We start from the raw sequence: 16,940 nt of genomic DNA on the forward strand, positions 1-16,940 counted from the left end.
GTACGGGGAGCGAAGGGTTGCGCAAAGGAGCGTGGACACTCTTGTCCGCCGTTCTGCTGCGCAGCAACCTCCCTCGTGTAGAAGCGACTGATGACGCCTCTGGAGCAGTTGGCAGAAGGTGGCCTTGCCTGCCAAATGAAAGAACGATTTGCGTCAGGGGCGGCGGACAAGAGTGTCCACGCTCCTTTTGAAATGCGCATCGCTTCACGTTGGGATTGAATAGCTCCTCAGGCTCCCGCAGCTCACCTCCAAAAATTCCTCTGCGTCTCCGTGTCTCCGTGTTGAATCCCAAGCACGTCATCCCGCCCCACACCCAACTCACCGCCTCACCGCCACATCCCCCGCAATGCCCGTGCGGGTGATGGCGCGCACAGCAATAGCTTGAGCGCCTTTGGGCATGTCGATGGACTTCTCCTCCACGGGGAAGGAGCGAACGGAGATCCACTGGGTGCCATCGTAGAATTGCACAAACCACCAGCGCACATAGGAATCCATCCGCGCATCGGTGTACTGCCACTGCGCCTTGCCATTCTCCACCTTCAGTTCCGGCGCGGCGGGCTTGTCCTTCCCCAGCCAGGAGGCAGAGGGTACGATGGCATAGTCCTGATAAGCACGATCACCGCAGAGGTCTGCCAGGGTGCCGAGGTTCTTCTTCAGCGCCGTGAAGTTCCAGTGAATGTGCCCGGGCGGCATGTACTTGATGCGGTTCCGCGTGTGGCTGATCTGGCGCAGGATTTCCGCAGGCTGCCGGTCCTTCAGCACACGCTCGGAGGCCATGCCGGGCCAGATGTGGCGCTGGGCGGTATTCTGCGAGAGCCACCAGTCGAAGAAGCCGATGAAGCTCAGGTTTTTTTGCTCGATTGGCCAGTAGAGCTGCGGCGCAAAGTAGTCCACCCAACCGCTCTGCAGCCACTTCAGCGAGTCCGCCGCGAGCGCCTCATACGGGTCCAGCGCGCCCTTCCCCATGCCCTCCGGATATCCGGGCCGCCACAGGCCGAAGGGGCTGATGCCCACTCGCACCCAGGGCTTCTCGCGTTTCACACCCGCGTACAGGTCGCGCACAAACGTGTTCACATTATCCCGCCGCCAGTCGGAGCGGCTCAGGGTGCCGCCGGAGTCCTGGTACTTCTTCCACGCCCTGCCATCCGGAAAGGGGACCTGCGAGCCCTTCACATCAATGGGATAGGGATAGAAGTAATCATCCATGTGGATGCCATCCACATCATAGCGGCGGGTCACATCCAGCATGACCTCCAGGCTACGGGCGCGCACGCCGGGCTCACCGGGGTCCATCCACAGATTTTCCCCGTACTGCCAGCACCACTCCGGGTGCGTGAGGCTGATGTGGTTCTTCGCGCCCTTGTACTTCGGACCGCTCAAAGCGCGGAAGGGATTGAACCACGCATGCAGTTCGATGCCCCGCTTGTGCGCTTCCTTGATGAAGAACTCCAGCGGGTCCCACATCGGGTCCGGGGCCTTGCCCATGGCGTTGGTCAGCCAGGGCGACCACGGCTCGATGTCGGACTTGTACACCGCATCCCCCGCCGGGCGCACCTGGAAGATGAGGGCATTCAGCTTCAGCGCGGCGGCCTTGTTGCAAATCTCCACCAGCTCCGCCTGCTGCTTCGGCGTGGGGTCGCCGGGCTCGAAGGGAAAGTCGATGCCGCGCACCGTGGCCACCCACGCGCCGCGGAATTCGCGCAGCGGCTCGGGCGGCGGTTCCATCTGGGCGGAGCACACTCCGGCGAGACAGAGCACTGACAGCGCGATCAACGAAAGGCGGGCAGACAACATGGGCGCGCAAGATGCCAGCATGCGCGCCAATAGCAAAAGGCCTTTTGGTTTTGAGAAGTAAGGAATGGACATGCGGGCGGGTTTCGCATTTTGTCTTGTATACGCTGGACACCGCCTGCCCGCGTTGTTTCACCACGCCCCGCCATGGCCTCCGCCAATGCTCGCTACTTTCTGCCTGACCATCCGACCCTGAAGGATGTGTACAGCAAGAATGATCTGCGCGCGATGCTCGTCGCCGGCACACTCAGCCGGAGTGACATGGTCCTGGATGATGAAACAGGACACGGCCACCTCCTCGGGGACCTGCTGGCCATGCCCTACCCGGACGTGACCATCATGCCGAGCCGCAGCACGGGCAGCAGCTCCGCCAGCGGCACCAACAGCGGCAGCGGTAGCGCTGGTAGTGGATGCGGCAACATGGCACCCCGTCCGCAACTGCCGCCCAATCACGAGTTCCGCGCGGATACACCCCTGCCGCGACCGGAGACGGACTTCCGCCCACCCTCTCAACGGCGCACGACCTCCCGTGAGGAACGCGCCTACCAGCAGCAGCGTGATGATGCCGGTGATGACGACGAAGAAGAAGAGCAGGACGACGACGCCACCTTTGAGGATGAAGATGACCTCGACGATGCGTTGCTCGACGAGCGTGCCGAAGACTACCATCATGAAGATGAAGATGAAGATGCCGAGGAAGAAGGCCATCCCGATGCCCCGGCACAGCATCTGAGGCCCCCCACCCCTGCCCCCGCGTCCACAACTCCGGTCCAGGAATGGAGACCCGGGCATCCGTATGGCGGCATGATGCGGGCACAGCTGGGCCCGGTGGAGACTTTTTACCCCGAGGAGCGCGGACCGGAGGAAACGCTCTACCAGGGCCACCCGAGCTGGCTGGCGTATCCGAAGTCCCTGCTCGCGCTCCTCCTGTTGATCATCAGTGCAGTGGTATCACACCGCATGCAGTTCGGCCTGGAGTGGGTACTGCTCTTTGGGTCCGTGGCGGGATTGATTCTGCTCTTCGTGGGACTGGACCGCTTTACCTGCGCCTACATCGTCACCACGCGGCGGGTGGAAATGGAATATGGCGTGCTCGGTCGGAACACCCGCGAGGTGCGCATCCGCGACATCCGGTCCATCGACGTGCAACAAGGCGGCTGGCGCGCGCTGCTGGGCATGGGAAATGTGCGCTTCGATTCGTCCGTCAGCTCAGGACCGGAGGTCTATTTCAGGGACGTGCACCGTCCCCATGCCATCAAGGAACTGGTGCGCGAGATGCAGAAGTGATGCATGCATGCATGCCGGATGAGATTGGCCGCAAAAGAACGCAAAGAACTCAAAAAAGCCTGACGCAGTTCTTGTCCCCTTGTCGGCATCCCATGCAACCATGAGGCTTCATTCTTTTGTGCTCTTTGCGTTCTTTTGTGGCTATTACTGAAACAGGACAAACCTCGCACATGACTTGAGGCGTCTGTTGGCCCTTATCGGCCTTTCTCCACTTTTTTCCCAAGACATCGCAACTCCATCCGTGATGCCCACCGAAGCCTTCATGAGCAGTCGCGACCCCGACCACGCCTTCCTCCTTGCAGCCCTGGACCGGTATGAGAAACCCCTCATCCGCTACGCCATCGGCATCGTGGGAGACTTGAGTCAGGCGCGTGACATCGCCCAGGACGTCTTCATCCGGCTGAGCCAGAGCCTGGACACGCTGGATCGCGAGAGGCTGGCACCGTGGCTCTTCACAGTCTGCCGGAACCGCGCCCTGGATCATCAGCGAAAATTCAACCGCATCATTCCCATGGAAAACGACGTGCTCGACATGGAAACCTCCAACGCCCCGACTCCGGCGGACGTCCTGGAGGAACAGGAAACCAGCGGCCAGATCAACCGGTGGATCGACCAGCTGCCGGACAAGCAGCGCGAGGCCGTGAAGCTGAAATTCGAAAGCGGGCTGAGCTACAAGGAAATCAGCGAGGTGCTGAAGACGAGCGTGGGAAATGTGGGCACGCTCATCCACCTGGGAGTCACCACACTAAGAGAGCGCTGGCTCGCCCTGAATGCATGACGAGAGCGAGAGCAACAGCGAGACCGCACACTGCATCCCACCCTATCTATTTCTGATACATCCCATTTTCCCCTGAAAGCCATGAATGCGAAACTAACCGCCTACGCCCTGAATGAGCTGCCGCCTGATGAGCGCGCCGCCCTGGAGGCTGAGATGGAGACCAATCCCGCCCTGCGCGTGGAAGCGGAGGAGATGCGCAAGTTCTGCGCCCTGCTCCACGACGAGGTCGCCGATGCGGACAAAGAGGCGCTCACCACGGAGCAGCGCGTGCGTGTGCTACGCGAATTCAGCGCGGACACACAACCGCAACTCCAGCCGCAGGCAAAGAAAGCCGAGCGCTCCATCTGGCGGCATCCGGCCTTCCTCGTGCCCACGGCCATCGCGGCCTGCACGACGGTGATGCTGGTGATCAATCTGAATGACAAACGGTACGTTCCCCTGAAAGACAAACAGCCCGCACCCGCCACGGAACAGGTGAAACTCCTCGTGGAGAAGCGTCTGGCAGAGCGCAACAATGGCAGGGGCACGGCGGAAGATGTACGCGTGAAGTTTGAAAAGGCCGGCAGGCCAGTGGTGGCATCCGGCCAGACTCCCGCTCCCGGCAAGCCCGAAACGCCCGCGCTGGTGGCGGCGAATTCCCCCACCGTCCGTGATGCAGAGACCAATGCCCTGCTGCCGCTGCCCAAGGCCGGAGCGCCAGCATCACCCACCTTGCTGATGCCGCAGTCGCTCGATGGATCCGAGTTGGCCTTGCAGCAGACGACCGCGGCTGCCGGTGTGCCGGAAGCCATGAGCAGCGACCTCAATGGAGTGAGTTCCTTGGGTCGCGTGTCCGGCTCTGCGGACATTGCCAGCCGCGGCATTGATATCGGCGCAGCACGTCCTTTGCAGCGCTATCAGTTCACCCCTGAGGGATTCAGTTTCGCGGGCACCCCTGCCGTGGCAGAAGCCGACACGTCCAACGCCTGGTCAACTCCAGCACAAGGGTACGTGGATCTCAACGAGCCCAAGCTGAACCTCTCCCCGAGTGCGACTCCTTCACTGCCGCCTCCTGCCGGCACCGCACCCTTTGGCCCGGGCCTTGCCACCGGCATCTTCGGCGCGGGCATCTTGCCTGACGAAAGCAGGACCATGAGTCCTGTCGATGGCGGTCTTGCCAGCACCTTCAACAATAGCGGCGATATGAATGGCCGCTCTTCGCTCATCCAAGCGCCTGCGCTCGATGCCACGCCCACAATGGGCACGGCGTATAACGATCAGGGCACCACGGGCATGAGCAAGGTCGGTGCGGGCTCACTCACCCTATCCGGCCCCTCGAGCGGAGGCACCCCCATTGCAGGCGAACCGGTGAATACCTACTCTGGTGGAACGACCATCACAGCAGGAAGAATCATCGCGGCGAACGGTGCTCCGGCAACACCTGCCCCCGATGAGACTACGGTGACAACGAGCGGAGCCATCACGATGGGAACGTCCTCCACAGCGGCAGCGCCAGCACCAGGGACAGAGCACTACAAGCGGAGAGAGACGAAAAAGGAATTGGTTCCCGGATGGAGAGCGGACGTAGCAGCGCGTGAACCCACCATTGCCCCCACGGCCCCCAAAGGCGCCATCGCTGGCAGTGGCGGCGTGAAGTTGCAACCCAATGTAGGCACCTTGGTTGGCAACGCTCCCCTTGCCCCTGCACCTTCATCTTCCCCTGCGGCAGCCGCGGCGCGACCCGCCATGACGAAGGACGGCGCCTATGTTTCGGCAGCCGCCCCTGCCGCCCCTGCCGCTCCCGCGGCCACGGGGTCTCTGGCTCTCGGTGACTCAGCCATGCCCGCGGATGCAGTGCCTGCCGCCTCACTGGCCTCTGCAAACCAGCTCGCGGCGAGCCCATACCGGGCCGAACCTGTAGGTGAATATGATGACCCTATGCTTGCCTCGAATACTGCGGGCGCATCCACTCGCGCCCCGGCAGCGTCAGCTCCCTATGTGCCGCCTGTCACGGTAAAAAGTCTCCCTGCCGAGTCCACCTCGCCGCTCATTCCTGAGCTGGAAAGGCTGGAGGATTTGCAACAGACCACAGCGGAGCGCATCAAAGACCTCCGGGACAAGGCGAAGGATCTGGATGCGCGCGCCCGCCAGAGGGACATCCGCAATCCCAGCGGCGAAACCTACACGCCCATCTACGAAAACCCCTTCCTGCAGGTCGCGCAGCAGCCGCTGTCCACCTTCTCCATCGATGTGGATACCGCGAGCTACGCCAATGTGCGCCGCTTCCTGAACAAGGGACAGCGCCCACCGGCGGATGCCGTGCGTCTGGAAGAGCTCATCAACTACTTCCCCTACACGTATGAACCGCCAGCGGAAGACGGCTCGCCCTTCTCCGTGACCGTGGACATGGCGGAGGCGCCCTGGCAGCCCATGCACCGCCTCGCACGCATCGCGCTGAAGGGACGTGAGGTTCGCAAGGACCGTGGCGCGGCGAACTTCGTCTTCCTCGTGGATGTCTCCGGCTCCATGGACCAGCCGGACAAGCTGCCGCTGGTGAAGCAGTCCCTGCGCATGCTCACGGAGCAACTCAAGGACACCGACCGCGTGGCCATCGTCACCTATGCAGGTGAGAGCGGGGTGAAGCTCTCCTCCACCCCGGGCAGCGAACGCAAGAAAATCATCAACGCCATCGACAACCTCGATGCCGGTGGCTCCACCAATGGCGCCGGTGGTATCCGCATGGCCTACCAGCAGGCCGCGGAAAACTTCGTCCAAGAAGGCGTGAATCGTGTGATCCTGTGCACCGATGGCGACTTCAATGTGGGCATCAGCTCACCTGAGGAACTGGAAAAGCTCATCGCGGAAAAGGCAAAGAGCCGTGTCTTCCTCAGCGTGCTCGGCTACGGCACCGGCAATCTCAAGGACCGCACCATGGAGACCCTCGCGGACAAGGGGAATGGCAACTACGCCTACATCGACTCCCTCAGCGAAGCGCGCAAAGTCCTGGTGGACCAGATGAATGCCACGCTGGTGACCATCGCCAAGGACGTGAAGATTCAGGTGGAGTTCAATCCCGGCCAGGTCGCCGCCTATCGCCTGCTCGGTTATGAAAACCGCGCGCTGGCGAAGGAGGACTTCAACAACGACCGCAAAGACGCTGGTGAAATCGGCGCAGGCCATACCGTGACCGCCTTGTATGAGATCGTTCCCGTGGGCGCAGGCATGACCACGCCGGACGGACGTCCCATGGTGGATGAACTCAAGTACGCCCCCAAGCCTGCCGTGCCCGCTGAAACACCCGCCGCTGCGCCCGTCATCCCTGGCGGCACCCCCAGCAAGGAAACCATGACCGTGAAGCTCCGCTACAAGCACCCCGAGGGCGACAAGAGCCAGCTCCTCGAAGTACCTGTGACGGACAAGGGACAGACCATGGGTGATGCACCGCAGGACTTCGTCTTCGCCGCAGGCGTCACCGGCTTCGGCATGATGCTGCGCAACTCCCAGTACTCCGGCGAACTCACCTGGGACATGGTCCGCGCCCTCTCCCTGCGCGGTAAAGGTGAAGACCCCATGGGCTACCGCGGAGAGTTCCTGCAACTCATCGATAAGGCACGCGGGCTGATGGAAGGGCGGGAATAATCATCCATCAAAGGTGACGGCAATCCTTTCTCAAGGGTTGCCGTTCCGTGCTTTATTCCACTAGGATATCGAGATGCTGCTGCGCACCCTGTCCTTGTGTCTTGCCCTCACGGGCATGCTGAGCGGAGCTGAGCCGGAAATTCAGCCCTACCCCGGTCGCGAGAGCAAACCCATCCCTGAGTCCGCGAAGGTAAGCCTGCAACTTGGCGAGACGAGCTACCTGCTCGGTGAGCCCATCTCCGTGCAATTCACGCTGGAGAATGTCGGCACGGAAGCATTCACGTACGAGCACGGCGGAGACTATCGCGGCACCGGCTTTCCCGTGCGCTACCACTTTGTCGTGACGGATGCGGATGGGAAGATCATGCCGGACCTCACGCAGTTCACCATGTTCGCGGGTGGAATCGTCGCACATCCTGTGTTGAAGCCCGGTGAGAAGCACCAGGAGCAGCTCCCTCTCCTGCTCTATGTGACCATCGACCATCCCGGGCGCTACAAGGTGCGGGTCTCGCATGACTTCGGCTGGGCGGCCACAGAACCAAGCAAGCGCCTCTGGGCCGAGGCCACGTTTGAGGTCACCATGCCCACCCCGGAGGAAGCCAGCGCCTTGGTGGACACGGCATGCATTCGCGGAGTGGACACGAACATACCCGCCACGGAGACGCGGCTTCTGCGTCACCCGGTGTTTTTGCCCGCACTGCTCGCCAGGGCGCAGAAGGGGTCAAAGCCTGCAGTGCATGGCATTGGCGGCATTCTCACCGTGGATTCGACCGCTGCCTTGTTCACGCTGGCGAAGCACGAAGACCCGGAGATCGTGAAGCTCGCCCTGGATCAATTGCTGGCACGCTTGCCCCTGATCACCACGGGTGAATACACCACACCGGTATTCCACAGCTGGTACCAAACCAGCGACCCAAAGCAGATCAACTCCCTGTCCTGGGACGAACGGTTCCGCCCTGAGGCGCTCGCGCTGGGAAAGCAATGGCTGGAGTCTGACGACGTTGATCTCGTCAATCGTGGAGCCTTGGTCCTCACCTCACTGGGGCGTCCCGAGGACATGCCCGTGATTCACGATGCACTCGCACGGGAGACCAAATCCCTGCAACGCCCCCGCAAGGAGTCCGGAGACAACATCCTCAATCACCCCAGCGCGCAGGATGCGCTCATCCGCGCCGTGGATGCCATCCGCAGTCGCGGCCATCGTGCCAGTGCGGATGCGAACATGGACGTTGCGGACTCCATCATCCTGATGCGTCAGCTTGCGGACAAGACGGTGCCCAAGCCGGAAGGAGACGCCTGGAAGGCACGACTGGTCACCAGCCTGGAGAGTCCCTGTTTCACCCTTTGTGAGGAGGCACTCAATGCCGTGCCGGATGACATTCCCAGCGACTGCATTCCCCTGGTGCTCCGCCGCATGGAGGATGACGATCTCGGCGTCGTGCGCTCTGCATGCACCACCGCTGCCCGCACAAAGAACAAGGACTTCGCCACACCCGCCCTGCGCATTCTGGAAACCAGCCACCACAGTTGGGTGATCCGCGCTGCCTCAGACGCAGCGTGGGCATGCGGTGCCCGCGTCGATTTGTGGGAGGTCTGGGCTAAACGTCTCGCTGAAAAGGAAATGGGGCACCTCGCCTTCGACTACCTGCAGAAGATCATTCAAGAGGTGGAGGACAAGAAGACCTCCGGCAGCGGCAGCAACAGCAACATGACCATGGATGAGCGCTTCATCCTGCGCGATCGCTGGGTGACCTTCCTCAGCAAGCACAGCAAGGAACTCGCGAACGGAAGACGCTTTTCCATCAAGGACCCCGACCTCCTCCCCCTCATGCTGAAGCCGGGCAGTGATGACATCATCTTTGACCTCTCCTTCAAGGATGGCACCCAGTGGCCTCCTCAGAAGCAGGAATAGAACCGCAGGCTTCAACACAAAGACACGGAGTCACGGAGACACAGAGGAGAGATTGGTGTAGGCGCGAAAAGCGCCCGTTCCGTCTCATACCTCATTCCCTCCAAATACTCCATGTCTTTGTGTCTCCGTGCCTCTGTGTTGAAATCCTCGCACGCCAACACACTCATCCAGTGATCCAGAAGTGCCCACTACTGGTAAAAAGGACACGCGCCTCTCTACGTAAGGCGCTCCCTAACAATCAAAAATCGCAAATCACAAATCATAAATCCCCGGCCACGGCGTATGTCATCATTCTCCCGCCCAACCGCCATGCCCCTCCCCCAGACCATCCTTGCCATCGGCGCCCACTATGACGACTGCGTCTTCGGCATTCCCGGCATCCTGCTCCAGGCCGTGCGCAAGCATCACCGGGTGGTCATTCTCTCGCTCATCGGCGACTACACGAACTGGCCACCGGTGCAGGGACGCGAGCCGCAGCTTCTGGAGATAACGAAGCAGCTCGCCCAGGAGCGTGGGATGGAGATGCGCTTCCTGAAGCACGCCTCCATGCACTTCCGCCTCGGCGAGGACACGCAGCGTGAGGTCGCGGAGATTGTGGAGGACGTGAAGCCCACGACTGCCTTCATGTTGTGGCCGCAGGATCGCCATCCGGATCACGAGTCCGCAGCTTCCATCTGCAAGGCCGCTCTCATGCAGCCACGCACCATCCTGGGACGCGACTGCCCTTCGCCACGTCGCGTGTTCTGTTATGACAACGGCCCGCGCCACACCATCGGGTTCGAACCGAACACCTTCGTAGACGTCACCGCCGAGTGGCCCGCCTCCATGGAGTGGCTGGGCAGGCTCATGGCCTTCGTGAACAAGAAGGAGTATGACGCCACCACGCCCGACTCCAGCCGCATGGCCAAGGAATCCCTCGCCCGCTACCGTGGCGCCACCTGCGGGGTGAAATACGCCGAGGCTGTCTGGGCCATGACCGCCTCGCCGGTGGAGATTCTCTGACCGTTCCACATTTCCAGCACGCAGACATCAGTTCCTCTCACACCATCTCATGAAGCCCTCGCACCTGTTCACCGCTCTCTGCCTGACCGTCACGGCCGCCCTCTTCGCCTCGCCTCTCCAGGCGGAGGAAATCAAGACCGTGCGCGACTTCGGCGCGAAGGGCGATGGCACCACGGATGACACCCAGGCGATCCAGAAGGCGGTCGACTCGGGGCATGGCAGCCTCGTCTTTACGAAGGGCACCTACAAGCTGACGAAGCCCATCACCATCAATCTCGATACCACGGGCTTCACCTCGCTCACGGGAGATGGCACCCCGCGCATCATCATGAGCGGTGCGGGCCCAGCGTTCCATTTCGTTGGCACCCATGAAGGCTCTGCCGCCCCCTCCGACTTCAAGCCGAACGTCTGGGAAAAGCAGCGCATGCCCATCGTGCGCGGCATCGAGATCGTGGGCGACCACAAGGAGGCGAATGGCCTGGAGTTCACCGGCGTGATGGAACTCACCGTCACCGAGACAAACATCCGCGAGTGCTTCCACGCCATCCATTTCACCAAGCGCAATCGCAACCTCATTGTCGCCAACTGCCACCTGTATCACAACCGCGGTGTCGGCGTGCTCTATGACAATGTAAACATCCACCAGAGCAACATCGTCGGCTGTCACATCAGCTACAACGCCGGCGGTGGCGTGGTCACGCGCGGTGGGAACGTTCGCAACCTGCACATCGGCACCTGCGACATCGAGAGCAACATGTCACCCGACACACCTCCCACGGCGAATGTCCTCATCGACTGCACGGGCGGCTCCACGGGAGAAGTCGCGGTGACCGGCTGCACGCTCCAGCACAACAGCAAGTCTCCCGGCAGCGCGAACATCCGCGTGCTCGGTACCGGCACGCTCAGCGAGAAGAAGGCAGACCCCACCAAGGAGGGCCACATCGCCATCACCGGAAATGTTTTCAGTGACGTGAAGGTGAACATCCACCTCGACAACGCCCGCGGCGTGAACATCACCGGCAACTCCTTCTGGGAGGGCTTCGAGCACGACCTCCTCATTGAAAACAGCCAGGCCATCGTGGTCGGCCCCAATGACTTCGACCGCAACCCCCGCTACTCGGTGAATGGCAACTGGGCCAAGGACATCAACGGCCTCGTCTTCCGCAACTGCTCCGACTGCAAGGTGGCTGGCGTGCTGGTGAGCGGCGTGTGGAATAAGGACGCCGCTGTCCTGCTGGAAAACTGCGACCGCATGACCGTGAGCGATTGCAGCATTCTCGACAGCGACGGCATCGGCCTGTGGCTGAAGAACTGCACCCGCACCAAGATCTCCGACAACGTGATCCGCGATGACCGCGAGGAGAAGAAGATGACCCTCTCCCTGAAAGTGGAAGGCGGGAAGGACAACAAGTTTGATGACAACGTGCTGGCCAACGGGAGCGAGGGGCTATGAGTTAGAAGTTAGGGGTTAGGGGGCACGAAGGAAAAATTCCGGGCTAAATATCCGGAATGCTCGCGCCGTCATGTGAGTGCGTTCCAGCTTCATGACTCATAACGCGTAACCCATAACCTCTAACACCGTCCCCCCTCCCCCTGATCCTTCATTCATGTAGTTTTTCGCCACGGCTGGATCCACCCTTTGTCTTGCCTCGTACCTTTCAACGGTGATAGGGTCAGATGTTGCGGTTCGGTGCGGACGCAGGTCCGTGGACCGCGCTTCCGTTTCCCCAAAAGCGATGCTCGTGCCTGCCCAACCTCCCACGCTCTTCACCTCACAGGATGTCCTGGCCGGTGGCGGTGAAATGGGAGCCCGCATGCGCGAGATGGACTGGAGCCAGTCCCCCTTGGGACCGGTGGAGGAGTGGCCGCAGAGTCTGAAGACCTGCGTGCGCATCCTGCTCACCTGCCGCCAGCCCATGTTCATCTGGTGGGGTGAGCAGCTTATCAATCTCTACAACGACGCGTACAAGAGCATCGTGGGCGGGAAACATCCCGAAGCGCTGGGCCAGCCAGCCTCCGTGGTGTGGCGCGAAATCTGGGATGCCGTGCAGCCGCGTGCGGAGTCCGCGATGCTGAAGAATGAGGGCACCTATGATGAGGCGCTGCTGCTCATCATGGAGCGCTACGGGTACCAGGAGGAGACGTACTACACCTTCTCCTACAGCCCGGTGCCCAATGACCAGGGCGGTGCAGGCGGCATCATCTGCACCAATACGGATGACACCCGGCGCATCGTCGGTGAGCGGCAGCTGGAGCTGCTGCGCGCGCTGGCCACTACCACCCTGGATGCGCGCACCGTGCAAAGCGCCTGCAGCCAGAGCATCAAGGCGCTTCAAACCAACCGCCGCGACTTGCCCTTCGCCATGATCTACCTGGTGGATGGCAGCAACACCTGTGTGACTCTCGCGGGGGCGTCCGGCATCGCGTCCGGGCACGTCGCCGCGCCTGCGTTGGTTCCCCTGAATGACGAGTCGTTGTGGCCCTTTGTGAAAGTGCTCACGGAGCATCAGCCCCGCATCGTGGATCTCATGGAGGCATGGGGTGACTTGCCTTCCGGCGACTGGGAGGTGCCACCCAGGAGGGCTGCTTTACTGCCCATCTCCATCGCGGGTGAATCCGGACAGCAGGGAGTGCTCATCGTCGGCCTGAATCCCTTCCGCCAATACGACTCCGCCTATGAGGGCTTCATCTCCCTGGTAGCGGGCCAGATTTCCGCCAGCCTGGCGAGCGCGCACGGATACGAGGAGGAAAAACGTCGCGCGGAGGCGTTGGCAGAAATCGACCGTGCGAAGACCGCCTTCTTCAGCAATGTGAGCCACGAGTTCCGCACGCCGCTCACGCTCATGCTGGGGCCCCTGGAGGATACGCTTCGGCAGCCAGAGGCCAGCATGGACGCGCCCGTGCGTGAGGAGTTGCAGGTCGTGCATCGCAATGGCCTGCGCCTGCTGAAGCTGGTGAATGCCCTGCTGGACTTCTCCCGCATTGAAGCCGGGCGCATGAAGGCGGTTTGTGAACCCGTGGATCTCGCCAGTCTCACCGCGGAGCTCGCTGGTGCCTTCCGCTCGGCCGTGGAGAAGGCGGGCATGAAACTGGAGGTGGACTGCCCCCCTCTCTCCACTCCTGCTTATGTCGACCGCGAGATGTGGGAGAAGGTGGTGCTCAATCTCGTTTCCAACGCCTACAAGCACACCTTCGAGGGAAGCATCCGTGTGCATCTGACCGAGCAGGAGGGCACGGCTTGTCTCTCGGTGCAGGACAGTGGCATCGGCATCCCTGAGGAAGCACTGCCGCGGCTCTTTGAGCGGTTCTTCCGCGTGGAGGGCTCACGCTCGCGCACGCATGAGGGCAGCGGCATCGGTCTCTCCCTGGTGCAGGAGCTGGTGAAACTGCACGGAGGCAGCATCACCGCGACCAGCTCGCTCGGCGGGGGGAGCACGTTTGAGGTGCGGATTCCTCTCGGCCATGCCCACCTTCCAGGGGAGCGCCCCAGCGCAGAGCGTTTGGTGGCCACACCGCAACATGCCGAGGCCTTCCTGCAGGAAGCCCTGCGCTGGGCAGACAACGGCGGGACCGACCAGCCCCTGGATGATGTCCCGCTCCCCATGCCTGAAGCGGGGGAGCACGAAGGCAGTCACCCGCGAGTAGTGGTGGCGGATGACAACGCGGACATGCGCGACTATCTCCGCCACCTTCTTGCACCCTCCTACCGTGTGCACACCGTGGGGAACGGCTTTGCCGCCCTGGAGGCAGTGCAGAGTGAGCCGACGGATCTCGTGCTCACGGACATCATGATGCCCGGGCTCGACGGCTTCGGCCTGTTGCGCGAGTTGCGTACGGATCCGCTCACGCGGGACATCCCCATCATCATGCTCTCCGCGCGCGCTGGTGAAGAAGCGCGCATTGAGGGCATCGACGCGGGTGCGGACGATTATCTGGTGAAGCCCTTCAGCGCACGGGAGTTGCTGGCCCGTGTGGCAGCGAATCTCCGCCTCGTGCGACTGCGCCGCGAAAACGCCGCCCGTGTGGAGAGCATCCTGGAGAGCACCAGTGACGCCTTCATCGCCGTGGATCACACCTGGCGCATCACTTACGCAAACGGTCGCTACCGCAGAATGGTGGAGCCATTCGTGGAGGCCTCGCAGGATCTGGTGGGCCAGAATTTGTGGGAGCACGTGCCGGGACTTGCCGAGTCGGAAGCGGGCGAGCGCTACCGCCACGCGATGGTCACCCAGGAGCCGGACTCCTTTGAGGTGTATTATGATCCACTACAGGTCATCATGGAGGTGCGCGTGTTCCCCTCGCCCGGGATGCTGTCCATTTACCTCCGGGACATCACCCAGCGTCGGGCCACGGAAGAAGCCCTGCACGACACGCGAGACCGTCTGGAAGCGACGCTGAGTGCTGCGGAAATTGGCACCTGGACATGGGACATCGAGAAGAACGAAGTGACCGCGGACCGGAAGTTGGCCCAGCTTTTCCCCATGATGAAGTCCGGCCAGGTCGCCTCGGTGCAGGACTATCTGCAGCATGTGCACCCGGATGACCGCGTGCGTGTGCAGCAGGACGTGGCCACCGCCCTCGCGGGAGAACGCCCGGGCTTCGAGTGCGATGTTCGCCTTGTCATGGAAGACGGGAGCATCCGCTGGGTCACGGCGCGAGGCCGTATACAGCGGGATGAGGAGGGCCGTGCCGTGAGATTTCCCGGCGTGGTGGTGGATATCACGGCACGCAAGCGGGCGGAGGAAGCCCTGCGCGGCAACGAGCTGCGACTGCGCGCCGTCTTCAGCCAGGCATCCACGCTCATTGCCATCGTGGCCGCGGATGGCACCCTCCTCGACTGCAACGACGCCGCTCTCGCCGCCGCCAAGGTGGAACTCCCCGTGGAGAAAGGCCGCCCCTACTGGGAAACGTCCTGGTGGAATCAGGATGCCGGCGTGCAGAAACGCATCCGCGCCGCCATCGAGGCCGCAGTGAGTGGCATGCCCGCCCATTTCGAGACCAACTACTATGCCGGCGATGGCAAAACGCGCTGGCTCGACGTGCATACCACCCCCGTCACCGACGCGGGCAATCTCGCCTTCATCCTGGTGGAAGGACGCGACATCACCGAGCTGAACGAAGCTCGAACCGCACTGGTCCAGGCGCGCGATGGAGCGGAGCGCGCCAGCCAGGCGAAGGATGATTTCCTTGCCTCCCTCTCGCACGAGCTCCGCACGCCGCTGAATCCCGTGCTGCTGCTGGCCACCGAAGCTGCGCACAACACCACCTTCCCCAAGGAAGCGCGGGAGGACTTCGACACCATTGCGAAGAACGTGATGCTGGAAGCGCGGCTCATCGATGACCTGCTGGATCTCACACTCATCACCCGTGGGAAGATGCCGCTCGACATGGGCCTGCGTGATGCGCACGAAATCGTCCGCGACGCCGTCTCCACCGTGAACATGGAGATGGATCAAAAGTCCATCGCCCTCACCCTGCGCCTCGCCGCGCAGGAGCATCAGGTGTGGGGAGATGCCGTGCGCCTCCAGCAAGTCTTCTGGAACATCCTGAAGAATGCCGTGAAATTCACCCCTGCAGGCGGCAGCATCCGGCTCTCCACGCGGAATGACGGACCGGACCACGATCTCATCATTGAACTTACGGACAGTGGCATCGGCATGACGAGCGAGGAGCTGGCGCGCGTCTTCGACTACTTCTCACAGGGTGAACATGCCGGCGGCGGTGGCTCCCATCGTTTCGGCGGTCTGGGCCTTGGGCTGGCGATCTCGCGCATGCTGGTGGAGATGCACGCGGGCTCCATCCAGGCCAGCAGTGATGGCCGGAACTTCGGCACCACCATCGGCATCCGCCTCGCCACCACGAAGATGACTCCATCTGGTCGCGTCTCGATTCCTCCGGAGTTCCGGGAAGCCGTCCCCGTCATCGTGGTGGAGGACGATGAAGTTCCTGCCAGCCTGCGCATCCTTTTGGTGGAGGATCACGAGCCCACCCGCGTGGCCCTCGCACAGCTGCTGAAGCGCCGCAAGCACCTGGTCACCACGGCTGGCACCGTCGCGGAAGCCCTCGCTGCGGCGGAGAGCAAAGCGTTTGATCTCGTCATGTCAGACATCGGCCTGCCCGACGGCACGGGGAATGACCTCATGCGCGAACTCCGCAGCCGGTACAAGCTGCGCGGCATCGCCCTCACAGGCTACGGCATGAGCGAAGACATCGCCCGCACCCAGGCCGCCGGCTTCATGGCGCATCTCACGAAGCCCATCAGCGTGCAGTTGCTCGACCAGGCTCTTTTGGCGGCGCATGATCGGCTGATGTAATGCGCAGCCGAAGCTTCACATCACCTAACACCTTTTCATGGTATGATACCTGCTGATATGAAGCGATACCATCAATAGTTGAAAAGGTCTTGTGCGGGAAGTGAGGGACTGGGCAAAGGAGCGTGGACACTCTTGTCCGCCGTTCTGTTGCGTAGCGACCTCCTTCATACGGAGGCGACTGTTGACACCTCCGAAGCAGTTGGTGGAATGACGCCTTGCCTGCGAGATGAAAGAGGGT

General features: G+C 62.1%; 8 protein-coding genes. 7 read left to right on the plus strand and 1 reads right to left on the minus strand.

Annotated features, from left to right (window positions below; genetic code table 11):
• Positions 1 to 318 precede the first annotated feature (318 nt).
• The gene (locus G5S37_RS20125) at positions 319 to 1,794 is read right to left on the minus strand and encodes a family 10 glycosylhydrolase (protein ID WP_165206234.1); all 1,476 of its coding nucleotides are present in this window, start codon (positions 1,792 to 1,794) and stop codon (positions 319 to 321) included.
• 144 nt (positions 1,795 to 1,938) lie between these two features.
• Between G5S37_RS20125 and G5S37_RS20130 the strand changes: the two genes are divergently transcribed.
• The 7 genes from G5S37_RS20130 to G5S37_RS20160 all read left to right on the plus strand — a co-directional run bounded on the left by G5S37_RS20130 (position 1,939) and on the right by G5S37_RS20160 (position 16,702).
• Positions 1,939 to 3,078: a PH domain-containing protein gene (locus G5S37_RS20130; RefSeq protein ID WP_165206235.1), complete on the plus strand. Its 1,140-nt coding sequence runs from the start codon at positions 1,939 to 1,941 to the stop codon at positions 3,076 to 3,078.
• A gap of 244 nt (positions 3,079 to 3,322) precedes the next feature.
• On the plus strand, positions 3,323 to 3,856 hold the full coding sequence (locus G5S37_RS20135; protein WP_206026073.1) for a sigma-70 family RNA polymerase sigma factor: 534 nt from the start codon (positions 3,323 to 3,325) through the stop codon (positions 3,854 to 3,856).
• A gap of 81 nt (positions 3,857 to 3,937) precedes the next feature.
• Positions 3,938 to 7,474 (plus strand): von Willebrand factor type A domain-containing protein, encoded by a 3,537-nt coding sequence (locus G5S37_RS32370; RefSeq protein ID WP_206026074.1) that lies wholly within the window; start codon positions 3,938 to 3,940, stop codon positions 7,472 to 7,474.
• Positions 7,475 to 7,547: 73 nt separating this feature from the next.
• A complete protein-coding gene (locus G5S37_RS20145; RefSeq protein WP_165206237.1) occupies positions 7,548 to 9,386 on the plus strand; it encodes a hypothetical protein in 1,839 nt (612 codons plus the stop codon).
• Positions 9,387 to 9,695: 309 nt separating this feature from the next.
• The gene (locus G5S37_RS20150; RefSeq protein WP_165206238.1) at positions 9,696 to 10,388 is read left to right on the plus strand and encodes a PIG-L family deacetylase; all 693 of its coding nucleotides are present in this window, start codon (positions 9,696 to 9,698) and stop codon (positions 10,386 to 10,388) included.
• A 49-nt stretch (positions 10,389 to 10,437) separates the two neighbouring features.
• Entirely contained in the window at positions 10,438 to 11,841 is a 1,404-nt protein-coding gene (locus G5S37_RS20155) for a right-handed parallel beta-helix repeat-containing protein (RefSeq protein ID WP_165206239.1), read from the plus strand.
• 289 nt (positions 11,842 to 12,130) lie between these two features.
• The gene (locus tag G5S37_RS20160; protein WP_206026075.1) at positions 12,131 to 16,702 is read left to right on the plus strand and encodes an ATP-binding protein; all 4,572 of its coding nucleotides are present in this window, start codon (positions 12,131 to 12,133) and stop codon (positions 16,700 to 16,702) included.
• Positions 16,703 to 16,940: the final 238 nt, after the last annotated feature.

It is taken from the genome of Roseimicrobium sp. ORNL1 (assembly GCF_011044495.1).
Classification (GTDB): Bacteria; Verrucomicrobiota; Verrucomicrobiia; order Verrucomicrobiales; family Verrucomicrobiaceae; genus Roseimicrobium.